Genomic DNA, 25,745 nt, shown 5'->3' with positions numbered 1-25,745 from the left:
CCAACTGGATACAAACTTTATCCACAATAGACAAAGAGCATAATTTCCTAAACAAACAAGCAGAGGGATGGCCCGGCAATGCGGGCCATCCCTCTTTCTGTACAGCACTATTAATCTTTGCCTTCATAGCGGAAGCAGGCGAAATCGGAATGGCTGCCTGCGAACCGCCCCATGTCATGGGCTGCGATTCCAATAAAATTGCCGGTGAAGCCTCCGGAGAGGAAGCCGAGCTCCTGAGACGCATACAGCTCTGTCCAGGCGGGTTCATCACCGGTGCGGAAATAAAATTGTCCCTTTGCCCCTTCTCCTGCCGCCGCCAAATGAACCGGTTGACCGTCCCCTAGCGGTACCGCTTCCGGCTCAAGGCTGAAATGGTCGGCAGCGCACTTCATCAACCGCAGTACCCGCCCCTGCCCGTCATGGGTTACATAAGCATAGAGATAATTCTCATCATTTAAATACAGCAGCAAGCCCGCCATCTGGAGATAGTTCCTCGGTTCATATTCAAGCGTTGTTTCTGCCCGGAAGCATACATCCGTCTGCCGGATGGCCAGGATATGGTGCCGGAACAGACTTTGGACCGATTCACCTGCGGCAAGCCGGAGATAGCCGGGCCGCCTGGACAGTGAGCACCAGCTGTCATCAGCGAGTATCCGCAGGGTATTCCAGTTCTGCTTCAATTGCGGTCCGTCGAAGGTATCTTCGAACCGGTTGGGGCGGCGCGGCGGCGCGTGCTCACCTGCGGGCGCAGGCACTTCAAGCTGCGGGAAATGGCCGCCTGCGCTCAGGCGCAGCCAGCCCTCTTCATTCCAGTACACCTGCTGCAGCGCCGTTTCCCGCCCCAGAATGGCATACTCACCGCCAACCGGACGTGTGCAGAGATGCGCCATGTACCACTCGCCGCCCGGAGTCTCCACAAGACTGCCGTGTCCGGCGCATTGCAGCGGCCAGCCGGGGTTGTCCCGCGAAGTCAGCATGGGATTAAGCGGGTCCACCTCGTATGGCCCGGCAAGCTCCCTGGAGCGCGCGACTGTCACCGCATGGCCCGTGCCGGTTCCGCCCTCGGCGGTAATCAGATAATAATACCCGTTCTGCCTGTATATGTGCGGAGCTTCGGTTTTCTTAAGCGGCGTGCAGTCGAACAGCTTGGCAGGCTCGCCAATCAGGCACCGCTGCACCGCATCGTATTCCTGCATGACAATCCCGCTGGATTTGTTGCCTTCGGGAATCCGGTAATCCCATAGGGCGTTCAGCAGCCATTTGCGCCCGTCCGCATCATGGAACAGGGAAGGATCAAAGCCGCTGCTGTTCAAATAGACGGGCTCCGACCACGGCCCCTCTATCCCGGGAGCGGTTATCAGATAGTTATGACAGTCCTTGAACGGGCGCCTGGAGCTTTTGACATCCGTGTACACAAGATAAAAGAGACCCTCGTGCCAGCTGAGCTGCGGCGCCCAGATGCTGCAGTTCTTCGGGTTTCCCCTCAGCTCCGCCTGGCGGGTTATGATATCGGTGCAATGCTCCCATTCCGCCAGGTTCTTCGATTGATATACCCGCACACCAGGCAGCCATTCAAACGAAGAAACGGCAATATAATAAGTATCTCCGCTGCGGAGAATACAGGGGTCGGGATTAAATCCGGGCAATACCGGGTTTACGATGTTCATCGCCTTGTTCATTTGCAGCTCACCTTCTTATTCTTGAAATTTGAATCCGGCCCGTACAGCTCCCGGCTACAGGCTTCCCGCCGCTATCCATGCTTTTACGCCCATGGCACCTGCCGCTCACTGCTGCTTCTCCGGCATTACAGGCTTCTGTCATTCCAAGGCATCGGTCGCTGCCTGTATGGAGGGAAGCACCCATAAGCCTGCCGTTCCCGTCTCTGTTCGATCATCCGGGTCACAGATACGCGGCCAGAAATCCCTGCCATGCCACCCGCATTTCCAGCGTTTCCATATGTCCCCCGCCGCATGTTACGGGCTGCCAATGCTCCGGCTGGCCTGCATGATGGTAGGCTTCGCCGAGGCCTTCCGCCAGCAGCCGGACGCCGCCCGCCGGACACAGCCTGTCGTTCCTGCCGGTCAGGCTCATCCGCGGCCGCGGGACGATCCGTTCCTGGATCTGGAGCGTCGAGTAATACTTCAGCAATCCCGGGACGTAAGAGTAAAAGCCGTGATGATCCAGTCCCCGTGCGGCAATTAAGCTGTGTGCATCCACTTGCGCGCAAATATCTACGGTAACCCGGACCCGTTCATCCAGCGCGGCCAGCCACCAGGCCATCAGTCCGCCCATGGACATGCCGATTGTGCCTATTCTGGAGGCATCGATATCCCCGCGTCCGCACATATAATCGAGCAGGCGCCTGCTGTCATGCAGCATCATCCCCCACATCACCCGCCCCTGCCAGAGCATTTCCTTGACCAGCTCGCTCTCTGTCCTGCCTCCGCGTTCATTGAAGCCCCACATGTCAATGCAGCAGGCAGCATAACCCATTTCAGTAAGCGTCTCGGCGAAGGAGGGCTGCTGCAAATATGGGCTGCTGCGGATGAATTCATTCCGTCCGTTGGCATAGTTCCCTCCATGGGAGTGGTTGTACAGCACCAGCGGAAAGGGGCCTTCACCTTGCAGGGGCTTCGCAACATAGGCCGGGACCCGCTCGATTCCGTTCAGATCCAGCAGCAGCGATTCCAGCAGGTACCCGTCATGCTCCTCCTGCTTAAGGGGCTGCACAGTAATCGGCCCCGGCTCCGGCAGATCGCCCAGCAAATCCAGCAGTCTGTCTTTGCCGTTATTCATAGCGCTTCAGCCTGCCCGCCGGCATTCAGGTCCGCCGCAGCGATTGCAACCCGCGCCTCCAGCTGTTCCGGCCGGACCGTATTGCGCGATTGGCAGTTCAACAGCTCCACTGCCTCCCCATTCTCGATATAAAAGGCCGGTCCTTCGTGATTTTCCACCGTTACCTGCTGAAACTGCACATCGCGGACATTGCCCAGATAGAAGCCGCGTCTTTGCATATCCTCTATTCCGGTCATCATATCCGGCTGGCCCGGAGTGGCATCCGCCGCCATGGAGATATCTACATTGGTAAAAGTAACTTCGGCCACATACTGCTCCGCCAGCCCGTACAGAAAGCCTGCGGCTGCATGTACATTCCGGGCGGTAATGTTGGCAAAATGAATCCGTCTGAAGCAGGGGGTCCCGGCGGTTACCGGATACGGATTCTTGTCCCAGACATATTTCTCCTTGCCGCGGGGCCCGCAGAAATAATACAGATTCATGGTGAACGGACATAGTACATTGTCCATCACCAGGTTCGAAATGCGGATATCCTCGATGATCCCGCCGCGTCCGCGCCGCGATTTCATGCGGATTCCCCGGTCCGTCTGTTTGAAGATGCAATTGCTGATCGCAACATTGCGGATATCCCCGCTCATCTCGCTGCCCAGGACAACGCCGCCGTGGCCGTGAATCATTGTGCAGTTGGTAATCGTGATATTCTCACACGGAATCCGTTCCCGGGTGTCCTCCGTGCCCGCCTTAATCGCAATGCAGTCATCCCCAACATCAATATTGCAGTTGCTGATGCGCACATTCGAACAGGATTCCGGGTTAATGCCATCCGTATTCGGGGAGTCGGACGGATTCAGAATCGATACGTTGTCTACCGTGACATTGCTGCAGTTAATCGGATTCACGGTCCAGCTGGGGGAATTCAGCAAGGTTACATCCTTAAGCGTGACGCGGGTGCAGCTGTCGAAGCTGATCAGCTTCGGACGGGGATGCTCCAGCTCCTGGCGGCGCTTGCGGAACAGCTCCCACCAGGGGCCGCCGTTGCCCTCCAGGGTCCCGCTTCCGGTCACGGATACATTCACGAGATCCTTCCCGTAAATACAGGAGGCATACACCTGCTGGCGGACTCCTTCCCATCTGGATTCCACCACCGGATAATCCGCCGGGTCCGTGCTGAAGGACAGGACCGCACCGGGACTCAGGTTCAGCTCAATATGGCTCCGCAGCAGAATGGCCCCGCTCACAAAAGTTCCCGCCGGAATATATACCGTTCCTCCGCCGTCCCTGCCTGCCGCTTCAATGGCGTCCGCAATCGCCCGGGTTGCCGGGATTCCGCTGTCCCGGACCGCACCGTAATCCTCAATGTTATACATCTGCATCGTACCCGCCTCCCGCTGCCGCATGTTCATCATGTACTCTTACTCTTGCATGCTCAACTTCAGTACAGGCCTGGAGGAAAGCGCCCAAGCCCTTCAGATCATTCGTAATGATAGGCTCGCTGATGTAATACGCATAGGTGCCGTCGCGCCCATCCGCTCCGCCGAGCCCGGCGACCTGGCAATTTTTATTCAAATTGACCCAGCCCTCCTTCGTCTCCAGCACAAACTCCGCAAGCAGACCGGCATAAGCACGGTCAAGCACGGTGTTCCAGCCTGTATCCAGCACACCGAGACGGATGCCCTTGGCAATCGCGTAGACGATCATGCCGGATGCAGAAGCCTCCAGGTAATTCCCCTTGCTTCCTCCCAGATTAAGCACCTGATACCACACACCGGTCTGCTTGTCCTGAACCTTCTCCAAAGCGGTCAAGGTATCCTTCAGAATCCGTGCCAGCTCCGGGTAATACTTATGCGAGAGCGGCAGCAGCTCCAATACGTCCACCAGCGCCATTACGTACCAGCCCATCGAGCGGCCCCAGAAATTTGCGGACAAGCCGGTCTGCGGATTGCACCAGGGCTGAACCCGCTTCTCATCCCAGGCGTGATAGAGCAGTCCTGTTACAGGGTCCTTTGTATGCTTCTCACACAGGATAAATTGCTTCGTCACATCATCAAGGCCCTCCGCTTGCTCAAAGGCCAGCAAATATTCCAGATAGAACGGCGCCCCCATATACAGACCATCCAGCCAAATCTGATACGGATAGATGTTCTTGTGCCAGAAGGCCCCCTCTGAAGTACGGGGATGTGTCTTCAGCTGCTCCCGGAGGGACCCTGCCGCCAGCCTGTATTTCTCATCTCCGGTCTCTTGGTACAGACTGAAGAACAGTTTTCCGTTGTTGATATGATCGATATTGTATTCGTCTTGGCGGTATCCGCGGATACTGCCATCGGCCTGGACAAAAAATTCCAGATTATCCGCAATGTAGCGGAAATAGCTGCGGTCGCCCGTTTGCCGCCACAGCAGCTCAAAGCCCTTCAGCACCACACCGTAGTCGTAAGACCATTTCCCCTTGTAGCTTTTGTCCTCGTGCATTCTTGGCATCCGTTCCATGATGGAAGCCGCCGTCCTGACAGCCCATTGTTCGCTCAATGCTTTGCCCTCCATATTGTAGTTTGCGTATTCACAGCGTCCAGGAGAGGTCTGCGCCAAAACACGCCTCCAGCGTGAAGCCGGCCGTGTCCGCCTGCTTCAGCAGCCTGGTCCATGCAGCACGCGCCTCCGGATGCGCTCCCGGTCCGGCAGAGCCGTATTCACCGTAGAATACTGTGGTTCCGGCACTGCTCTTATCCCAATCATGCCAGCCCTCCCGGCGGATATGGCCGCCCATCCAGCAATCGAGAAATACCGTCCTGGCATAGTCCCGCCAGGGCCTTCCCAGATAGACACTGTCAGCAGCGGCATCGCTCAGCAGCCTGCAGCGGTGAAAGACAAAACCGGTCTCCTTATCCGCAGGTGTGGCGGCCGCTGTAATATAGCCATTGATCTCCCTGCCCTGATTCAGGCTGATAATTGCGCATTCCTCAAAATACGCGGTTGCCGAGCCAAAAATAAAATCAATGTCACCGGCAATCCGGCAGCGCTCAAAATAATTGCGTCCGCTGCTGTTGCGCGTCTCCTCCTTCGGCCTCCCCAGATAGAGTGTATCCTGCGCTCCCAGAAAGGAGCAGTCCACAAAGGAGACCTTGTCCGCGTCCACATATAGCGCAACCGCCTGGCCGGCCTCGCTGCTCTTCCCTGCCCTGTTTTCAAAGATGATATTCTCCGCCCTGATGTTGTCTCCGGTGATATAAGTGCTTGCTGAAGCAAAAGTGCCCATGGGACTTCCTCCGGCGCCCGGCTTCAGGGCATAATCATCATAGACCAGCCGTACCTCGCCTTTGCCGCACAGACGTAGATTCGGCTTATTGATGCAGAGCTTCTCCCTGTACACCCCTGCTTCAATGACCAGGACCGTTTCCCCCGAGCCGTTCTCCGGGATGCTGTCGATGGCCGCCTGCAGTAAAGCGAAGTCCCCAGTGCCTGCGTGATTAATCGTCAGGGTCCGCTTCATGGCCTCACCTCCAGTTGGCATTCATTTCGTCAAAGCGAACCCACCCCGCGGGTGGATTCGCCTCTGCCATGCCTACTTCTGCGTCAGCTTGTACGCCGCTTCATACTCCCCGGCAATCTTGGTTCCGCCGGAGTCCTTCCAGGTCTGCACCGCTTTTCTAAAATCAGCCTCGGTGCTTTGGCCCATAATAAACTTGAAGGTAGCGTCGGTAACGATCTTTTGCAATTCCGTCCCCTGCTCGTTGTTGGTTGCAGAATCCAGCGGCACTGTAGGATCAAGTACAGCAAACTTGTCATTTTCCCGGATCAGCTCATTGGCCAGCTGCTTCTCGGGGTTGGCGTCCTTCAGGGTGTAGGCAATTTCGCTCGGTCTGCTTGAGGAAAAAGGCTGTACATCGGCCTGCCACAGCTCCGTGTTAAGAATCTTATAAGCACCGTTCTCATCGTATTCGTAATGCGTGCCTTCGATGCCGCCGGTCATGAGCATGAACGCTTTTTCATCGATCAGATCATTGACAAACTGCAGCAGCCGCTTCAGCTCCGCTTCGGTTTTGACCTCCGATTTCGGGAAAGCCAGCAAGCCGCCGACACCGCTTCCTTCCGACCAGATATGGTACTGCCCGTCCCCGTTCGAAATTTTGTTCACCGGCACCAGCTCCATGCCGGGCTGCAAATCCTGAGCCAGGGTTCTCAGGCTGGAGATGTCAACCATACCGGTATAAATCCCCGTTTTCCCTTGGGCAAATTGCTGCTGCTGGTCGGTTTTGGCGGTAACCGCGAAATCCTGGGCCAGGTATCCGTTCTCATACAGCTTTTTGGAGAAATTCATCGTGTCGATATATTCCTGCGTATCAAATTCCGGGGTGAATTTGCCGCTCTCATCCACCTTCCAGCCATTCGGTGTGCCGAAATAGGAGCTGAGCGTTTTGAAGCTGCTGTACTTCAGATCCGATCTGTCGCCGAAGCCTGTCGTATCGTCAATACCGTTGCCGTCGGGATCATCCTCCGTAAAGGCTCTGGCGATTTCATAGACTTCATCCAGCGTTGACGGAACAGGCAGCCCCAGCTTATCCAGCCAGTCCTTGCGGAAGATCAGCCCGGAGCGGGCCAGATTCTTCTGGAACGGAACACCGTACAGGACCCCTTCGATCGATGCCGCCTCCCGGATTTCGGGAGCAATCTTTGCCAGATTGCCGTAATCGTCAATGTACGGGCCTACATCCCAGAACAGTCCGGATTTCAGTGAGCTTCGAACCGATGAATTCGTCATCATGGTCAAGGTGACAATGTCCGCCAGCTCGCCGGAGGCCAGCGCCGTTGTGATCCGTTCTTCCTTGGAAGCATCGGGAACCCAGTTGAAGGATATTTTGGTGTTGGTATATTCCTCAAGCAAGGTCTTGATCGTATCTGTAGGCGGTGAAGCGGTGTGCAGAATATTCAGCCAGGTTAATTCCAGAGGCGCATCCGGATCGGCTACAGCGGCGTTCTTTTTCTCTTCGTTCTCACCGCCGCACGCCGACAGCACTGCGGTGATCATGGTAACGATTGCAATTAGACTGACCCATCTTTTGTTCATAACACTTCTCCTTTGGTAGATTAAAATGCACTGCCTTAATACACACCGTCTTCGCCCATTTTCTTGGCCAGCTTGTTGGATGCCATCACCAGGACCAGCCCGACCACGCCCTTGAACAAGCCTATAGTGGTGCTGAAGCTTAATTGGCCGTTCTTGAGCCCCGCAGTGTAGATATAGGTATCAAAAATTTCGGCAACATCGCGGTTAAGCGAATTCAGCAGCAAATACATATGTTCAAAGCCAAGATCCAGCGTACTGCCGATTTTGAGAATCAGCAGCGTAATAATGACGGGACGGATGGCCGGCAGTGTAACATGCCAGGTCTTGCGCAGGCGGCTTGCGCCGTCCATTTCAGCCGCTTCGTACAGCTGAGGGTCTACGACGGTAATTGCAGCCAGATAGATGATTGTGGACCATCCCAATTCCTTCCAGATAATCTGGCCGATGTAGATCGTCCGCAGCCATTCCGAGGAGGTCAGAAAGCTGATTTTTTTGCCGCCCAGGCTGAAGATCAGCTCATTGATCACACCTCCGTCAACCGTCAGGAACACATAGGTAATGGAAACAATGATTACCCAGGACATGAAATGCGGAATGTAAATAATGGTCTGGACCCAGTTCTTCAGATGACGGTTCTTCAGCTCGTTCAGCATCAGGGCCACAATGATCGGCAAAGGAAAAAAGATCACGATATTCATGGCAAACAGGATCAGCGTGTTGCGCAGCAGCATCATGAAGGTAGGCTCCGTAAATAAACGGATGAAATGCTTCATCCCTGCCCACGGGCTTCCGGTGATGCCCAGAAACGGTTGATAATCCTGAAACGCAATGATTAGTCCGCCCATAGGCAGGTACTTGAATACAATGAAATACAGCAGTCCGGGCAGAATCATCAGATAGAGCAGCTTGTATTTCTTCAAGGCTGTAAGAACGCTTGCGCTTTTCCCCTTTTCCAATGTCAGATTTGGTGTTGCGGTGATACTTGAAACTTTCACTAGTCAGCCTCCTTTGGTCGTTCCCGATTACGCTCTCAGAGTAAGAAATTTCCCGCATTACGTATATAATCATTATGTGATAGCGTTTACAGATTCCGCGGGGCTGCTGGCTTTGCAGCCGGTTCATCTCCTCTGATGATTACACATCCAAGCTAATGATTATGGGGGGTGCAGGCTCCCGGCACGACGGATTCCCGAACACCTCATGCCCGGATTATATACGTAATCTTCCGCCCTTGTTACAGTTGAGAGGTAACGAAATACGAGGAGGATAACTGAATGAACCACAGCCTGCGAAGAAAAGAATCCATCGGCGGCCGGGTGTTTACCTTTGTAAACAGCGCCATATTGATTCTGATAGCCCTTGCCTGTCTCTTGCCCTTTGTCAATATCATCGCCAGCTCCTTTGCCACGACCCAGGAGGTCATGGCGAAACGCTTCATCTTATTTCCGACCACATTTTCCCTGGATGCCTACAGGTACATCCTCTCCACTCCAACCATCTTTCAGGGGCTGGGCGTTTCCGTCGGAGTTACGGCCGCAGGAACGGTGGTCAGCATGCTGCTCACGGCCCTGATGGCCTACGGCTTGTCCAGACGATATCTGCCCGGCAGAAATCCGATCAACTTCATTGTAGTGTTCTCCATGCTGTTCAGCGGCGGAATGATCCCCACCTTTCTGGTCGTTAAGGGGGTCGGACTGATCAATTCCTACTGGTCCTTGATTTTTCCGGTCGCGATCAATGCCTTCAACATGATTATCATGCGGAACTTCTTCCAGGCCCTGCCGGAAAGTCTGGAGGAATCGGCCAAGATCGACGGGAGCAACGATTTCGGCATTTTCCTGAGAATCATGCTGCCGCTCGCCCTGCCCTCCATCGCCACGATCTCCCTGTTCTATGCGGTTGCTTACTGGAATACGTACATGAATGCAATTCTCTATATCAATGATTCCGCCAAGTGGCCGATCCAGGTGCTGCTCCGCCAGATCGTCATCGTCTCCAGCGGCATGCAGGCCGAAGGAACCTCTGTGGATATTGTTCCGCCTGCCCAGACCATCAAGATGGCCGTTATTGTTATCGCCACCGTTCCCATGCTCGCCGCCTATCCTTTTGTGCAAAAGCACTTTACCAAAGGCGCCCTGCTGGGAGCGGTAAAAGGCTGACCGGTTCCGGGCAGAGCATAAGTCCGCTGGCATCTCTGTTATATAAAAAGAAACGGTACCGCCTCGAGCCAAGGGACGGTACCGTTTCTGCACAAACGGAAAATGCGGCAGTCCCGCTGCCTGCGGGAGCTGCACTCTAATCGGCCTGCCTCAGCTTGCGGTAGGCTCCGGGAGTCACCTGCTCCTTCTTCCGGAACGAACGGATGAAATTCTGGGGGTTATGATACTGCAGCCGCTCGGCGATCTCCTTGATCGTCATATCCGTCTCCGTCAGCCATCTTTTGGCCATTTCCAGGCGGTAGTTCATGAGGTACTCGCTGAATGCTGTGCCGTATTCCTTCTTGAAAATGCTGCTTAAATAATTCGGATTGTAATGCAGGCGCTCCCCGATCATGTCGAGCGTAAGCTCACGGTCATACTCCGCATGCACGATGTCGGTGATCTTGTCCGACAGGCAGCGGAACTGCTTGCTGGTCTTGTCCTTCATGCTGTACATCATCGGAAAGATGACTTCCTGCACCAGCAGGCGTTCAATCTCCTCCGGATTACGGATATCCAGCACCCGGTGATACAATTTGTTATTGTCCTGTGTCAGCAGCACATTGACCCCCAGATGCTGTTCCAGCTGTATCAGATTATTCACAAGCCGCACCAGCATTACCTCGAAGTTCATGGTGCTCCGGTTCTTGCCCATCAGTTCGGCCAGGAACGGATACAGCGCAGCCGCCACCTGCTCTTTATCACCCAGGCGGATGGCATTGAACAGCTGCGACTCCAGCTCAACGGGATAATGAAGCAGTACAGGCCCGGAGACCACCATGGATATATCTTCATAAAAGATGATGGATTCCTTGCCCAGATTAAGCCGCTGGTGCAGCGCCTGCTTGCTCATCTCGCAGGCTTCCTTGCTCTCCAGCAGATCTGTATAAAACTTGCTGATGCCGATGCTGATCGATACCTTGAGATAATCGCGCACCGCCTTCAGGAGCGCCGTGGCATAATCCAGGACCTCCCTGTTCATCTCCGGATCGCTTTTTCCGGCAAAGGCCAGGATGGTAGCCTGGGTATCGTCATTCAGAATAATCGGCTGCAGCCGCTGCTGCCCGGGAATCACCTCCTCCACCATGTTGTTGATGGCAAGCAGCAGCACATCCTTGTCGGAGGCCTCCCGCCCGCCCAGGCTGTCCAGCTGAATCAGCATTGCGGCATATCTGTGCCGCTCTGACAGGTGGTACCCGAAGCGCAGCAGATTCTGCTCCAGCTCCTCCGGCGAAACCCGGTTCCGGAACAGGTTGAGGATAAGCTGCGTTTCCAGCCGGGGCATTTCCGCTTCGATCAGGCTTTCCAGGGATGCCTTTTCCGATATAATCGTATCGATGGAGTTCATAATATATTCAATCTCATTTCTGGAATTCGCCTGCGGAATAACGGACAGGCTGCGTTTGATCTGCTGAATCGGCTTCGTGAAATGAAGGGAGATCATATAGGCCACAATCCAAATCAAGAGAATGGACAACAGTCCCATGGCGGAAAGGCCAAACTTGGTCATTTTCAGCGAACCGGCGATTTCCGTCTGGTCCAGCACGGTCAGATAGATCCAGTTATTGTAGGAGGACTTGGCATAGATGAGCTGCAGGCTCTCACGGCCGGAAGCATGCTCTTTCACCATCCCCTTGTCTTCCATGGCGCTGACCGTTCCTGACAGCCGGACGAACTGCTCCGGAGTTAACAGCTCATGGCCCGGATCGGATTCATACATCAGTTCGCCCTGCTTGTTCAATATGTAGACGGTCGTTTTCTCTTCGGTCTTGATCGTCGCATCCAGGGTATGCAGCGAAATGTCGGATAAGGCAATCGCCTGCTTTTTACTGGAGAATACCGGGAGTGTGTTCACGAACCGTATGCCTTTATCCGTCTTAATCCAGAACAGGCTCTGCTTCTGATTCTCAATATACCTCTCCCGCAGCTGCTGCACCTCTTCATCATTCAGGCTGCTGAGCCTCTCGTTCATAATCTGCCAGTTCTGCACCAGGCTGATCAGTGAATATTCCGTCCCTTCCGCAGCCATGGAGGCGATGTAATTCAGCTGCGAATTAACATTTCTGTATGCAATGAAGTCCTTTTCGGTAATCGGATTTGTCACCACGTCCTGAAAAGAGCTGGTTGTGCTGTAGGTATTGAAGGCGTACTCAATGGTTTGGATTTTGTGCTCCAGATTGTTCTTGATCTGTTCAATATTGCTCTGCTTGCTGCTGGAAAACTGTTCGACCACCGAGTCAATGGTACTGATATAAATATAGCTGCCAAAGCCTGCCACAAGCCCCACGCCGAGGACCAGCACCGGAATAAAAATCCCGTAAAACATCCTTCCTTTTCTCATTGCGCTTCCCCTTTGCCTTTCGACTCTTTTCGCTTAATTATAGCGCTTTCAATAAAGTTATTCCATGATTTTTTAACGTGTGCAGAAATAAAATCATAATAATTTTAGCCCAATTTATAAATAAACCGATTACGTTAAAATTGGCTGTACAGTTCTCCGTTTACTAAAATTAACTGTGTTATTATAAGATTATTTTCATTACAAAGATATACGATATCTCTCAGATATTCATAATATAACCGCAAGGAAAGCGGCTGTTAATATCCAAATAATTAAATTCATGGATGTAATTATGATAACATTTATTTAACGTGTGCATTTAATGATTTCCGACTTTCTTCGACGTTATATCAGTCCTGAGTGCCTGTCATCCGCAAGTGAAGTTTATAGATTAATCTGTGATTGCACTTTCTGCAACAGAAAGCCCGCTGTTTCTGCGGCAAATCGCTTTCTGCTGTACAGAGTGCAACAGACATCCATGCCGCTCAATCGCGGCGCTTCAGACGATGAAACTTTCAGGGAAGGCCCTCAATTTGGCTTCGCCAAAATTCGAGGCTTCCATAACAATACCCTCACTCCGGACAATGTTATTTCAGGATGGATTTCTTGATTACTGGCCAATAGCCCCCGGTTTACCGGATTCTGCTGTACAGAGTGCATTAGATTCAGCTTACCGCCCGGTCAAAGGGGCATCTGCTGTAGAAAATGCATAAAGACGTCTCAAGCTGACAATAAAGTACCTCTCAAGCTGATAAGCAGAAACGGCTGCGCCGTCTTTGACCGGGCAGCGCAGCTGTTGGCATTTCAGGTGTAAGGCTGGCTGCTGAAGCCAGGCGGGAAGCCATGTGGAAAAGGTCACTTCATATCCCCCCAGCCGCTTTTTCGAAAGTCCTTAGCGGGAAAAAGGAACCCTAATCGATCCGGTTCTCTCCCTTGCAGAGGAATACGCCTACATTAAGATTTACTTGAAACCTTCATCAAAAGGGCAGCCATTTTAGTGGAAAAAAGGATCACTAATCCACCGCATTCGGATTCCGGATCATCCCTAGTGGGAAAAAGTATAACTAATCCGGCTGAAATCAGCCATATGGGGCGAGCTGGCCTCCATGAAGTGTACAAAATCCCACTAAAGCCCGTTCAAGCCAGAATTCCAGCTCATTAGTGTTACTTTTTACACTTCGCTTCCGTTCCTATGAATCTCCTTGCGTTCCATCCGCTTGTTCAGGTTCGCCGGTTCCATTCATATAACCTGAATTTCGAAAATAAGTATCCACAAATCATCTAAAAAACTCTACACGAAGGGATTTCTTGCTAAATTGCTAAAACAGCTTGCATCCAATGGGTGAAGGAAAAAGAGGGTTTATCTCTTGTCCTGACCGGATTGGTTCAAACTACCTTCCGCTTAAACAGCGGAGCGGACGGACTGATTGCAGAACAGCGGCAGCGGCCGCCCGGGCCTCCGGATTATCACCGCTAAGGGGAATGAAAAAAATCCGGAGACCACAGCGACCCAGACAACGGTCCGTTCGCGGAGCGTCCTCACACAAGCGCAACCGCCTATCTGACTCCAAAAAAAGAGCTGTCCCAAGCAGCCATTTCATGGCTTATGGGACAGCCTCTTCAGTGAGAAAGATAAGGCTAATTTATAGCTTGAAACATATAAATTTTTATCTTTCAAAAAACCTGCCTCCACCCGGACTATCTGCCCGAATGGAGACAATCCGCCTGCGGATAACAACGTCCGGTCAGAGGACACTGTTATACCTGCGAAACTTCATCCTCCAGTAATGCCGCACGAGAGCGTATGGGTGCCCGCTATGCTTGCCAGGATACGTTATCCGTCTTTCACAGCCTGCTTCTTATGGCTTCTTAATACTGCGTATTGCCTGACTGGCTGGTCTTGCCGGAGGCATAGCCTTTAAAAAGCGTTGGCACGTTATGATAACGTGTGTTGGTGATTTTGGCGGTACTGCTGCTGCTGTCCGTACGGAAGATCGAGTCCTTCACATTGGAGATGTCAGAGTTGTCCAGGGTGAAGTTCACTGTATAAGAGGTTCCGCCGTTCTGCCGGGCCAGCTTGCCGATGTCATCGGCTCTGAAATTTTTAATGTTAATGGTGCCTGCGGCATTGGCCTGGAACACCTTGTCGTAAGCTTTATATGCGCCGCCGCCCGTAATGTTAACCGTGCCGGAGGCTTTAAGCGTCAGCGCGTCCTCGCCGACATCCTGCCAGGTCACATTGGAAATTGTGGCATTTCCATAGCAATGCACCCCGTCAGCGCCGGGAGCGCCGATGATTACATTTTTGAGTGTGGCATTGTTCTCCAGCCGGAAGATGGGCTTCTGGTTCTCTCCCTGGCCTCCGTCTCCAAGCGTACTGGCATTGGCGATATAAGTCTGGCCGCCGCCGTCGAAGGTCTGGCCTGCGGCCACTAAAATCGTCGAACTCACAACAATCGGCGATGCGGCCGATACAGAAACCGGTTTGGCAACATAGAACATCGAAAGCATGGCAACCGACAGGAGCAATCCTAAAACCTTTTTCAAAAATATTCCGCCCTTCAGCAGTAGATTATCGGTCCGGCTTGAGCCGGTACCGTGCAGGCCTGCAGCAGATGTGCACCTCTGCGTTACACCCGATAACTAGGATATTCCGAACACGTGTGCATAGAACAATTTTAGATAATATGGGATCAATATCCATATTTCCGCCACAATTCTGTACTTTTCCGGGGGTTAAAAAGGGGCCTGCGCCGCCAGCTTTCATTTTTCTTTCAGGAAGCGCTGGTATATTATCTCAGAACCTTTGCGCTACATAACAGGTTGGAAGCTTACAAAACAAGTATTGGAGGGCCAAGTAAACATGTTCAAAGCAAGGAAACGCCTTTTCACAGGGGTGCTGCTGGGGATGCTGCTGCTGACTGCCTGCGGCTCCGGCACGAATGAAGCCACTGTCCCCGTTGCCAGTGCGGAGACGGAACCCGGGCCGGCCGTTCAGAGCTTTACCGGCAAAATCAGCAGCATCAGCGGCACTGAAATCACTCTTTATAAGGCGGTGGAGGGCGGTGTGCAAGCTGCGGCCGTAGCTGAACCGCAGACGACGAGTGATGATCCGGCGGAGGTGAGCGGCGCGGAAGCCGGACAGGCGGCGGAGAATACCGGCGGCGAGACTGGCGCAGCTGCGGAAGGAGCCGGGTCGGCTGCGGGGAATACAGCTGGCTCGGCAGCGTCTGCCGGCAGCGCAGCCGGAAGTACTGACGGAGACGGCGGGACTCAGGAGGCTGCCCGGCAGGGAAGCGGAGAAGCGCCGGGAATGGCTGGTGGAGACGGCCAGGGCGGAGCCCCTCTTCAGTTCGGCGATGAGCTGCTGGTTATAGCGGTAGACGACGATACACAGTACGTCGGGGCGGCGGGTGACGGTGAAGCAAGTGCAGCCGGCACCCTGACCCTCGCCGGCCTGAAGGCAGGCGATGTGATCGTGGTTACCCTGCAGCCGGATTCACTGACGGCGGCGGTCATTGAGGTGCAGGCCGCAGGGGTTACAGGCGGCGGCAATATGACGCCGGAAGCAAGCCCCGGCGCAAGCCCTTCACCGCAGCAGAGTCCCGGCGCTGACGGGCAGCCGCTGACGGGCGAAGGCGCTGGCGGCAAGCCGCAGCAGAGCCCCGGGGCCGCGCCGGGCGGCGGGGCGGGACAAGCCCCCGCCGGAGACAGGGACGGCGGGAAAGGCGGTACGCCGCCAAGCGGAGCGCCGGGCGGCGGCGCGGGGGCTGGCGGCGCGCCGGACACAGCCGGGGCGGCGGCACAGCCAGCCGCGGGCGGCAAGCCGGCGGCGGGCGCCAGTGCCAGCGCTAAGCCGGCAGCCACTGCTGGCGCCGGTGCCAGCGCCAACCCGGCGGCCACCGCTGATGCAGGTGCCAGCGCCAAGCCGGCGGCCACTGCTGGCTCCAGCGCCAACCCGGACGGGGAAGCCGGACCGGGCGCCGGAATGAGCATTGGCAAGATCAAGAGCATCAGCGGCAGCTCCATTACGCTGTACATCGCGGACACACCCTCAGCTCCTGCGCAGAATGGAGCGGCTTCTGACAGAAACGCCGGAGGCGCTGCCCCCTCAGCCAGACCCGGCGCTTCTCCGGGAGCCGCAAACGGTGAACAGCCGGGAGAAAGACCGCAGGGCGGCGGGCAGATGAGCTTCTCGGAGACTACGAAGGTGATTACGGTATCTTCGGGCACCAAGCTGCTGGCCGTCACCTTCGATAATGGTACACGGAGTGAAGCGGCACTGGCTCTGTCGGCGTTAAAAGCCGGAGACATCATCCAGTTCACGCTGAAAACAGGCACCACAGAAGCGGAAAGCATCACGCTGAGCAGCGGTGGACCGGGCGGCACTCCGTAAAACCATAGTTTTCTGAATAACAGCCTTTAATTGAATAAGGCAGATGAATAAGGCAGACAAGCAGGCACTTCACCGTAATATAAGCTGGCTAAGCCCACTTGGTTGTATAGGCGCAGGTCTGCCCAGCCATTCGGCTTGATCAGGACCCGGCTTGTTGTTCCTGTGGCCAGGCTTCCGATGAGCCGGCTTCATTACGGGCATGTGTCTGGCCTGCTTGTCGTCCCATTTGCAAGCCGGGCACATGCCCAAACCCGCAAAAAAAAGACATGACCCCAGGGTCCGGCGAGCTGCCGGTGCTCCGGTTCATGTCTTTTTGGGCTGTTCCGAGTCAAATCAATGAAATGGCCAGCAGCTCGAACAATACCAGCGGCAGAATCACATTGTTGTGAACCGGTCCGGGGTATGGATAGCCTGGCCCCGGATAGGGGTTATAATATGGATTGTAGTAACCCCGCCCCAGCTCAGTGGCTGCCGGAATCATAAGATAGAGATGCTTGTTGTCCATTCCGGCAAGGGTTCCTTCATGTATCTGGCCGTCAATCGTCTGTACATTGACTTTGTGGTTTAAGTACGGCTTGCAGGAAAGGTGCAGCGATTCGCGGACTCCGTGCAGCTGCTGCACCACGGCCGGATCGGCTTGGTAGATCACCGTTGAGGGCTGGCCGGATTGATATGATGACATTATTGCATGACCTCCGTAAATGGATTTGCTCCATTCTATGCGGATGCCCAGCCCAGGGTGCCTAAGCCCGGAGCTATTGCTGCGGGAGAACCAGCTTATCGACCCGGACATTTACAACAGCGAGCGACAAGCCCAGCATGTTCTCAACTGCGCTGCGGACATTGTGCTGCAGATTCACGCATACCTCATGAATGCGGCAGCCGTAATCCACAATGATTTGAAGATGAACGGCAACATCCTCCTCCGACACCTCCAGGGACATTCCCTTAGTGCCGATTTTGCCGCCCAGCCGTTTGGCGAGATTTCCGGTAACCGAGCTGCCCGACATTCCGGCGATTCCCGGTGTATCCATAACGACATAGCCAATAATAGCCGAAATTACCCGATCGGAAATATTAACAAGCCCTTCATGACCACCCTGATCCATAACCATTCCTCCTCAAAGTTTTGTTAGCTGAACTGCAGGGAATCCTTTCGGACAAAACTCATTCCGGAAGCGTACACGTATTTTTGTTAGCATGGCTTCTTAGCGGAACTTCGGACCAGCTCGCCTCGAAAGCAACTCCCTGCGTATAGTGTACGATCCCCAAGGATATAGATTCGAACAAAAACAATATAATGTTCCCCCTAAGTCACTCGGATTCCATATTTGCAGAGCTGCAATGGCCCTGTCCGCTTAACCCAGGTTGGCTAGGCCCAGGCCGGCTAAGCCCCCGGCTCCTCAGACAGCTGCGGTTCCTCCGGCCAGCGCCGACGGATGTACAGCTGATGCAGCTTGACCGCAATAATCTTGACAATCATGTATACCGGAATAATCAGGAGGATGCCGATAATGCCGCCAAAGTCACCTCCAGCCAGTACCAGAATAATCGTGGTCAGCGGATGGATATCCAGGCTTTTGCCAAAAATATAGGGCGCCACCAGGTTATCCTGAATCTGCTGGGCTACAAGCACAACCACGATGGACCATATTGCCGTCGATGGAGACTCGATCAGGCCGATGATGAAGATCGGCACAGCGGACAGGATGGCCCCAATAAAAGGAATAAAGTTCATCAGCACAGCCACCACTGTCAGCAGCAGCGCATAGGGCAGGCCGATGATCAGAAAGCCCACGTACATTAATACGCCAAGCGCCAGGTTCACCAATACCCTGCCTACGATAAAACCGCTCAGCGCACCGTCAATATCGGCAACGACCGCCGCTCCCTCTTCATGATACCTTCTTGGGAAGAAGCTCACCACTTTTACTCCAAACCTGCCGCCTTCCTTAAGCATATAGAACAGCAGAATCGGAAACGTGAACAGCACAATGGCGAAGTTGGAGACAAAGGAGATCAGCTCCGACACAGAGTTCGTGATCAGGGAGAAGCCTTTGTTCAAATACTCCACCAGCTGTCCGGCCGGATTCATATCTGCGGGAATCAGCCCGGACAACAGCTCGCTGTCCTCCAGCCTGGTCAGTTGCGCGGACACTGCCGTGAACACATTAGGCATATTGTTGATCAGATTCATCAGCTGATTCCGCAGCGAAGGCCACACGCCTACACTGAATCCCAGCAGCAGAACAGCTATGACCAGATAGACCAGCAAAATCGCCACCGTACGGTTCAGCTTGCGTGACTCAAGCAGATTAATCAGCGGCCGCAGCAGGTAAAAAAAGAACACGGCCAGCATCAGCGGCACGATGACCACACGGATCAGCGACAGAACAGGCGTAAAAATGAATTTCACCTGAGAGCCTACGTAGATAATTCCCAGCACCAGCAGCACCGCGATACAAATGCGGATAAACAAATTTAATTTGGCCATGATCCTCTCCCGTTCCAGAATTCATCCGGCTGCTGTCCGTTATTTCGGAACCCGGATGGTGAATACTGTAAGCTCTTCCTCCCTGCTCTCCAGCGTAAGCGAGCCGCCCATCTTCTCTGCGTTTTTCTTCGCAATGGATAAACCAAGCCCCGTTCCGCCGCTTGCCGTCCGGGCTTCATCCCCCCGCACAAACGGATCGAAGATCGTCGACCACAGCTCTTTGGGAATGCCTATTCCATTGTCGGCTATCTCAATAAGGACCTCTGTATCCTCAGGGATGACCGTTACCCGCAGGCTGGTGCCCGGGGGATTATAGGACAGCGCATTGGAGATCAGATTGTTCACCACGCTTGCAAACAGCTCCGGGTCATAGCGGGCATACACTTCCTCTTCGGGAACCTGAAGCTGAAGCTGGAAATCCTTTTGCTCAATCTCGCCGTAGGTGTCTGCAACAATCTCCCGCAGGTGGTCCCCCAGCTCCAGCCGTTCCGTACGGAGAATGAAATCCGGGGAATCCAGCTTCAGCAGCTCCAGCATATGCTGAATCAGCTTGGTCACCTGCACCGATTTGCTGTAAATATAGTTCAGATATTTCGTCTGCCGTTCAGGGTCGGTCCCCCGGCCTTCAATTAAGGCCTGCGCGAAGCCTTGAATACTCGTAATCGGTGTTTTCAGATCATGGGACAGGTCCACCATCAGCCGCTGCTTGCTTTTCTCCGCCCGCCGCTTCTCTTCCGTGGCCTTCTCGATCACATCCGCCATATAGTTGAAGCTCTCGCCGATCCGCAGAAATTCCGTCTCCGCATAGAGCTTAATCCGCGTGCTGTAATGCCCTTCGATCATCTGCTTCAGTCCGAGATTCAGCACACGCAGAGGCTTTTTAATCCGTCTCGTGACCCAATAGCTGTATACAAAGATCAGCATCAGAATTAAACCGCTGACCAGGAACACATAGAAAAACACGGAATGGTTCAGATAAGAGACCAGCATTTCATTGTTAATGGACACCTTGATCACGCTGCGGGGGATTTTGAGCAGCAGCCAGGCCGCCCCGCCGTCTCCCTCCAATTTGGCAATCGAGTAGTAGTACGGCTGATCCGTGCGGTTCTCCAGTCCCAGATACAGGCTGTCTTCATCGTAGGCGCGAATCTCATCCCGTTTGCCGCCGATGACACGGACAACCTCTTTGCCGGAATTGAGGACCTCCAGCCAGCCTCCGCTTTGCAGCAGCCGTGTGCTCTGCGGCCCCTCGCCCAGCTCTTCGCTGTACTCACCGGCTTCTACAGACAGATTCGGGTCGGTGAGCTGCCGGTCAAGAATCATGTGGGTGATATCCTTCTGGATGAACAGATAGACTCCCAGCACGAGCAGCAGCAGCATGCAGTTAAATAACAGAAAATCCAGGGTGAGCGACGTCTGCAGCGGGCGGTTATCCCTACTTTTCCACGGGTGCTTCAATTTTGTACCCCAATCCCCTGATCGTCTTCAGGTATTCCGGCTTCTTGGAATCGCGTTCGATCTTGTCGCGGATGTTGCTGATATGCACCATAATGCTGTTGTCTTCATAGACATAGAAGTCTTCCCAGACGGTTTCGTATATTTTTTTGCGCGTGAAGACCCGGCCCGGCTGCTCCATCAGCAGCTCCAGAATTTTGTATTCGGTAGAGGTCAGAGCAACCGGCTCTCCGGCTACATGGACCTGGCAGCTGCTCCGGTCAAGTGTCAGCCGTCCAAGGACAATTTGCTCCTTCTTCTTCTCCTGTACCGCCGGAGCATCGAATTGATGGACCCGCCGCAGCATGGAGCCTACACGGGCGACGATCTCCAGCGGATTGAACGGCTTGGAAATATAATCGTCCGCTCCCAGCTCAAGGCCAAGGATTTTATCGTGATGCTGGCTCTTGGCCGACAGGAACAGCACGGGAAAATAATCATTCTCACGGATCCGCTTAAGCAGCTGAAGCCCGTCCATACCCGGCATCATAATATCAAGGATTGCCAGATCAACGGTGTTGTTCTGCATCAGCTTCAAGGCTTCATTCCCGTTCTGCGCTTGCAGAATGTTGTATTCCTTCTCCAGATACAGCTGCAGAAGCTCAACAATTTCCGACTCATCATCGGCGATCAGAATGGTGTACATCGTGAATCCCCCTCTATTTATCTCCGCAGGAAGCGTTAATTGTAACTATAGCCTGCCATTCTTAATCCAGTCTAAACCAAATCTAAAGAATAGATAAATTTTCAGGCAAGCAGGATACAGGCAAAAACGGCTACGGCGTCCTTGTAAAGAACGGCGTGTTTCAGCGAGAAATAGAAGGATAATTTAGTGTGCAAGACATGTAAATTCTTATATTTTGAAAAAAAAGCCGCACACCGGGCGGATTCCCGGGTACGGCCTGACTGTCGGTTCCAGAAGACGGGGACTAAAAGGCCACGCCGATTCCGCCTTCGCCCGCGTAGGTGCCCATCACGGGACCCATGCTGGAGAACAACACCTCTTTGAAGGGATGCTTCTCCAGGATACGCTCCTTAATCTCCAGCGCCAGCTTCTCGCAGTTGCTGTGCACAATGGCAACCACGGCTTTTTCGTAATCATGCTGCTTGTCTTCGAGCTTCGCCAGCAGATGGGTAAGCGCCTTCGGAAAACCACGCGTCTTCTCTACGACCTCAACGGTGCCTTCGTCGCTTATTTTCAGCAGCAGCTTGATGTTAAGCACGGAAGCCACCGCGCCCGACAGCCGGTTCAGCCGTCCGCCTTTGATCACATTCTCCAGGGTATCGAGCGTAAAGTACGCGTTCACATCCTGGGCCTGGTCCACAACCATCTGCCTAAGCTCTCCCAGGCTGGAGCAGGTAAGCGACCATTTCGCCGTCATGGCGACAACGAGGGACAGCCCCCCGGAAAAAGTCTTTGAGTCTATAATTTCAATCGCATTCGGATGGCCTTCTTCTTCGTACATTTCCTTGGCAATCAATGCGGTCTGGTAAGTGCTGCTTATATTGGAGGACATACAGACGACCATAATATCGCTGCCCGGCTCCACTGCCTTGAAGGTATTGAGGAATGCCTGCGGACTGGGACTGGCTGTCTTCGGCAGCTCCTTGGATTCACGCATTTTGGCATAAAAAGCCCGGGTATCCGTATCTTCAGGCATCAGCTCATGCTCAAAGTGAACGGGCAATTGTACGATGTCAATATTATACTTCTCCACATATTCCAGGGGTAGGTCGGAACCGCTATCCGTAATAATCTTGATGGGCATCAGGGTGCTCTCCTTTCAATTCTATACCATTATAGTCACCCTGACCGGTTATCAATAGTACATTTTATAACTTGTCAAAAGGATTGTTTTATGCTTCACTTCTTTTCTAACGTTTCATCTTGTGATATGGTGGAGGCATAAGCCTGCAGAAATGGAGTGTAATGATGAGCAAGGATCGAGTATGGAACAAAGGCAAGCATAATGGACGGGGATTATCGAAAAAAAATGCCGCCGCGGAGCCTTCCGCAGGGCAAAATCAGCCCGCACCGGCCGCTGAAGAGAGCTTCAACCCGCGCCTTGATACGGTTAAGCCGATGAACCGGAGCAACTGGGTGACCCGTCCGAAACGGGCAATGCCCAAGGGGCCGGAGAACAAGTGATGATCCGATCGGGCCGGGCTGGATTGAGCCGGATGGATCGGGCTGGGCTGGATTCGGGCTGGGCTGGATGGGGATGGGCTGGATTGCGCTGGGCTCGGCAGGATTGGGATAAGCCGAATTGGCTGGGCTGGGTTGGGCTGGGTTGGGCTGGGCTGGGAGTTCCCGCTCTTAACAGGTTACCTGGCAGCTCCAGGCTGCCTTGGACTGTAGGGGCAAGCCCAAGTGGAAAAAGTAAACTTAATCCGCCCGATCTAGCTCCAAAACAAGCGCGAGTGGGAAAAAGTACAGCTAATCTGGCCAATTCGCACCATTACAATGGAATCTGCCTCGAATAAGTCTACTAATTCCCACTAAACTACTGCGGATCGCATTGGAGTATGCTTTAAGTCTACTAATTCCCACTAAACTGCTGCGGATCGCTTAGGAGTATGTTTTAAGTTTACTAATTCCGCATCCCTCACCTGTTGCGCTCTGCAAAGTTCTGCACAATTGCGCCCGCGGCATTCAACCTTTCTGTGCCTTTCCGCAATGCAGCAGAAACATAATATCCTATTACAACAAAAACAGGCAGCTGCGTAACGGATACGCGCTGCCTGTTCGGCATTTCCTCTTTGGGCACTCTGCCCGTAAGTTAAATATTTGTCCCTCCAGCGCCTTACCTTCCCTGCTTACAGATTTACACTCTTCATATTCTGCTCCGGATAGCGTGTGCCGGAAGCCGCTCCTTGCGGGGCAGCCTCATTGATGCTCTCCAGATCTGCTTCGCTCAGCCGAAGCTCCAGCGCCCCGATGTTTTCTTCCAGATACTTCGTCCGCTTCGTGCCGGGAATCGGCACGATATCTTCTCCCTGCGCCAGCAGCCAGGCTAAGGCCAGCTGGGAAGGCTCACACTCCTTCGCAGCGGCAATCTCGCGGATGCGCGCCACCAGATCCAGATTCTTCGTGAAGTTCTCCCCCTGAAAACGCGGCGAGAAGCGGCGGTAGTCATCCTCCGCCAGATCCTCGAACTTCTGAATCTGTCCCGTCAGGAACCCCCGCCCAAGCGGGCTGTACGGAACAAAGCCGATGCCGAGCTCACGGCATGCCGGCAGGATTTCGTCCTCCACCTCACGGCTCCAGAGCGAATATTCCGTCTGAAGCGCGGTTACCGGATGTACGGCATGGGCGCGGCGGATCGTCCCAGCCCCGGCCTCGGACAAGCCCAGAAAACGGACCTTGCCCGCAGTGACAAGGTCCGCCATTGCTCCGACAGTCTCCTCGATCGGCGTGTTCGGGTCTACTCTGTGCTGATAGTAGAGATCAATATGATCTACACCCAGGCGGCGCAGGCTGGCGTCGCAGGCAGACTTCACATATTCCGGCCGGCCGTTTACGCCGAGGAACTGCCCGTCTTCACTGCGCATATTGCCAAATTTAGTAGCCAGCACCACTTCATTGCGGCGCCCTTTGACCGCTTGTCCTACAAGCACCTCATTTTTTCCGACCCCGTACATATCCGCTGTGTCCAGAAAGGTCACACCAAGCTCCAGGGCCAGCCGGATGGTGCGGATGGATTCTGCTTCATCCCGCCCGCTGTAGAAATCGGACATCCCCATGCAGCCGAGTCCCAGCGCCGAAACCTGCAGCTTGCCGTTTCCGAGTGTTCTTGTATTCATCTTCTTACCGCCTCTCCATGTCAAATAATCGTTCTGCTCGCTGGAATGCGCTAAGACCGAATTCCCAGGCAATGCCGGCCGCAGGAACTTGGGTCCGCATCTTATCCATCCGATCATACCATACCGGCCGGCAAAGATTAAATTCAGGATAGATCTACCTGAAATATATGTCAAATGACAAATTAAAATACTTGTCATTTGACATTCCATATGTTAAGGTTAGTCTGCAAAAGAACAGAATATGAAATGAACGGCAGAAACAGCCGCCGGCTTTGGCGGCGGCGGAGCCACGGAAGCCACCGGGCCGGCCGAAGCCTTCAGAGCAATTTCATGGAACTTAACGGTCTGAATGTATAGCTGGGACACGCTATTCAGAACCTAGGACAAAGGAGAATGAACATGACCAACTTAACAGGTAAGGTTGCAATTATCACTGGAGCATCCAGAGGCATTGGACGCGTGACAGCAGAACAGCTCGCCGGACTGGGAGCCAAGGTAGTCATCAATTATTCCAGCAGCCCGGAACAGGCCGGGGAAGCGGTACGCGGGATTATTGCAGCCGGCGGCGAAGCGGCGGCGATTCGTGCCGATATCAGTAAAGTCAGCGAAGTGGAGCAGCTGTTCAGCGAGACGCTTGCCCTTTTTGGCCGGATCGATATTCTGGTCAACAATGCCGGACTGATGATCACCAAGCCGCTGCTTGAGATCACGGAAGCCGATTATGAGAAGCAGTTCTCCGTCAACGTCAAAGGCACGCTTTTTGCCACCCAGCAGGCGATGAAGCATATGGAGCAAGGCGGAAGAATCGTCAATTTCTCGACTTCGGTCAACGGGCAGATGTTCCCGGCCTACAGTATCTACTCCGCCACCAAAGGTGCAGTGGAGCAGCTTACCCGCCAGCTCGCCAAGGAGTTCGGCCCCAAAGGCATCACAATCAACGCCGTTGCTCCCGGTCCGGTCAACACAGAGCTGTTCAACGCGGGCAAGACGGAGCAGCAGATCGAAGGCATGAAAAAAATGAACGCCATGGGCCGCCTGGGCGAGCCGGAGGACATTGCCAATGTCATCGAATTCCTGGTCAGCGAGAGCGCACAGTGGGTAACCGGCCAGACGCTGAGGGTTAACGGCGGGTTTATCTGATGCTGCTCCTGCTAATCCGGCCG

At 54.0% G+C, this 25,745-nt stretch carries 20 protein-coding genes; 4 read left to right on the top strand and 16 right to left on the bottom strand.

Features of this window, described 5'->3' with window-relative positions:
• Positions 1 to 110: 110 nt before the first annotated feature.
• The 7 genes from HYD27_RS08140 to HYD27_RS08110 form a co-directional block, all read right to left on the bottom strand.
• On the bottom strand, positions 111 to 1,667 hold the full coding sequence (locus HYD27_RS08140) for a glycoside hydrolase family 43 protein (protein ID WP_219213514.1): 1,557 nt from the start codon (positions 1,665 to 1,667) through the stop codon (positions 111 to 113).
• A 232-nt stretch (positions 1,668 to 1,899) separates the two neighbouring features.
• Positions 1,900 to 2,796, bottom strand: a complete 897-nt coding sequence (locus tag HYD27_RS08135) for a dienelactone hydrolase family protein (protein ID WP_219213440.1) — start codon at positions 2,794 to 2,796, stop codon at positions 1,900 to 1,902.
• Positions 2,793 to 4,169, bottom strand: a complete 1,377-nt coding sequence (locus tag HYD27_RS08130; RefSeq protein WP_219213512.1) for a glycoside hydrolase family 28 protein — start codon at positions 4,167 to 4,169, stop codon at positions 2,793 to 2,795. The genes HYD27_RS08135 and HYD27_RS08130 overlap by 4 nt, the downstream gene beginning before the upstream one ends.
• Complete coding sequence (locus tag HYD27_RS08125; protein WP_219213510.1) at positions 4,156 to 5,334, bottom strand: glycoside hydrolase family 88/105 protein; 1,179 nt, start codon at positions 5,332 to 5,334, stop codon at positions 4,156 to 4,158. The genes HYD27_RS08130 and HYD27_RS08125 overlap by 14 nt, the downstream gene beginning before the upstream one ends.
• A 16-nt stretch (positions 5,335 to 5,350) precedes the next feature.
• Positions 5,351 to 6,280: a pectinesterase family protein gene (locus HYD27_RS08120; RefSeq protein WP_219213436.1), complete on the bottom strand. Its 930-nt coding sequence runs from the start codon at positions 6,278 to 6,280 to the stop codon at positions 5,351 to 5,353.
• 72 nt (positions 6,281 to 6,352) lie between these two features.
• Entirely contained in the window at positions 6,353 to 7,855 is a 1,503-nt protein-coding gene (locus HYD27_RS08115; RefSeq protein WP_219213434.1) for an extracellular solute-binding protein, read from the bottom strand.
• A 35-nt stretch (positions 7,856 to 7,890) separates the two neighbouring features.
• Entirely contained in the window at positions 7,891 to 8,850 is a 960-nt protein-coding gene (locus tag HYD27_RS08110) for an ABC transporter permease (protein WP_309242036.1), read from the bottom strand.
• Between the two features lie 279 nt (positions 8,851 to 9,129).
• Between HYD27_RS08110 and HYD27_RS08105 the strand changes: the two genes are divergently transcribed.
• Complete coding sequence (locus HYD27_RS08105; RefSeq protein ID WP_255596432.1) at positions 9,130 to 10,014, top strand: carbohydrate ABC transporter permease; 885 nt, start codon at positions 9,130 to 9,132, stop codon at positions 10,012 to 10,014.
• A gap of 136 nt (positions 10,015 to 10,150) precedes the next feature.
• On the opposite strand, the gene HYD27_RS08100 is transcribed toward HYD27_RS08105, so the two are convergent.
• Complete coding sequence (locus HYD27_RS08100) at positions 10,151 to 12,394, bottom strand: helix-turn-helix domain-containing protein (RefSeq protein ID WP_219213431.1); 2,244 nt, start codon at positions 12,392 to 12,394, stop codon at positions 10,151 to 10,153.
• A 1,869-nt stretch (positions 12,395 to 14,263) separates the two neighbouring features.
• Positions 14,264 to 14,905 (bottom strand): pectate lyase, encoded by a 642-nt coding sequence (locus tag HYD27_RS08095; RefSeq protein ID WP_304623695.1) that lies wholly within the window; start codon positions 14,903 to 14,905, stop codon positions 14,264 to 14,266.
• 352 nt (positions 14,906 to 15,257) lie between these two features.
• On the opposite strand from HYD27_RS08095, the gene HYD27_RS08090 reads away from it, so the two are divergent.
• A complete protein-coding gene (locus HYD27_RS08090; protein WP_219213423.1) occupies positions 15,258 to 16,790 on the top strand; it encodes a hypothetical protein in 1,533 nt (510 codons plus the stop codon).
• Between the two features lie 328 nt (positions 16,791 to 17,118).
• Here HYD27_RS08090 and HYD27_RS08085 read toward each other — a convergent pair whose 3' ends face one another.
• The 6 genes from HYD27_RS08085 to HYD27_RS08060 all read right to left on the bottom strand — a co-directional run bounded on the left by HYD27_RS08085 (position 17,119) and on the right by HYD27_RS08060 (position 22,547).
• On the bottom strand, positions 17,119 to 17,472 hold the full coding sequence (locus tag HYD27_RS08085) for an LSm family protein (RefSeq protein ID WP_219213420.1): 354 nt from the start codon (positions 17,470 to 17,472) through the stop codon (positions 17,119 to 17,121).
• A gap of 73 nt (positions 17,473 to 17,545) precedes the next feature.
• Positions 17,546 to 17,899 (bottom strand): Asp23/Gls24 family envelope stress response protein, encoded by a 354-nt coding sequence (locus tag HYD27_RS08080; RefSeq protein WP_219213419.1) that lies wholly within the window; start codon positions 17,897 to 17,899, stop codon positions 17,546 to 17,548.
• Between the two features lie 278 nt (positions 17,900 to 18,177).
• Positions 18,178 to 19,284: an AI-2E family transporter gene (locus HYD27_RS08075; RefSeq protein ID WP_219213417.1), complete on the bottom strand. Its 1,107-nt coding sequence runs from the start codon at positions 19,282 to 19,284 to the stop codon at positions 18,178 to 18,180.
• Between the two features lie 39 nt (positions 19,285 to 19,323).
• Positions 19,324 to 20,742, bottom strand: a complete 1,419-nt coding sequence (locus HYD27_RS08070) for a sensor histidine kinase (protein ID WP_219213415.1) — start codon at positions 20,740 to 20,742, stop codon at positions 19,324 to 19,326.
• Positions 20,720 to 21,424, bottom strand: a complete 705-nt coding sequence (locus HYD27_RS08065) for a response regulator transcription factor (protein ID WP_219213413.1) — start codon at positions 21,422 to 21,424, stop codon at positions 20,720 to 20,722. Before HYD27_RS08065 ends, HYD27_RS08070 begins: the two co-directional genes overlap by 23 nt.
• A 283-nt stretch (positions 21,425 to 21,707) precedes the next feature.
• Positions 21,708 to 22,547, bottom strand: a complete 840-nt coding sequence (locus HYD27_RS08060) for a DegV family protein (protein WP_219213411.1) — start codon at positions 22,545 to 22,547, stop codon at positions 21,708 to 21,710.
• A 164-nt stretch (positions 22,548 to 22,711) separates the two neighbouring features.
• Between HYD27_RS08060 and HYD27_RS08055 the strand changes: the two genes are divergently transcribed.
• Positions 22,712 to 22,927 carry a hypothetical protein gene (locus HYD27_RS08055; RefSeq protein WP_219213409.1) on the top strand — a complete coding sequence of 72 codons (216 nt, stop codon included), beginning with the start codon at positions 22,712 to 22,714 and terminating at the stop codon, positions 22,925 to 22,927.
• 668 nt (positions 22,928 to 23,595) lie between these two features.
• Here HYD27_RS08055 and HYD27_RS08050 read toward each other — a convergent pair.
• Positions 23,596 to 24,582 carry an aldo/keto reductase gene (locus HYD27_RS08050; RefSeq protein WP_219213407.1) on the bottom strand — a complete coding sequence of 329 codons (987 nt, stop codon included), beginning with the start codon at positions 24,580 to 24,582 and terminating at the stop codon, positions 23,596 to 23,598.
• A 399-nt stretch (positions 24,583 to 24,981) separates the two neighbouring features.
• On the opposite strand from HYD27_RS08050, the gene HYD27_RS08045 reads away from it, so the two are divergent.
• On the top strand, positions 24,982 to 25,722 hold the full coding sequence (locus HYD27_RS08045) for a glucose 1-dehydrogenase (protein ID WP_219213404.1): 741 nt from the start codon (positions 24,982 to 24,984) through the stop codon (positions 25,720 to 25,722).
• Positions 25,723 to 25,745 lie beyond the last annotated feature (23 nt).

Origin of the sequence: Paenibacillus sp. S150 (assembly GCF_019352175.1) — a bacterium.
Taxonomy (GTDB): Bacteria; Bacillota; Bacilli; order Paenibacillales; family Paenibacillaceae; genus Paenibacillus_AQ.
The sequence above is the reverse complement of the archived record's forward strand: the minus strand, read 5'-3'. Positions and strand labels throughout refer to the sequence as shown.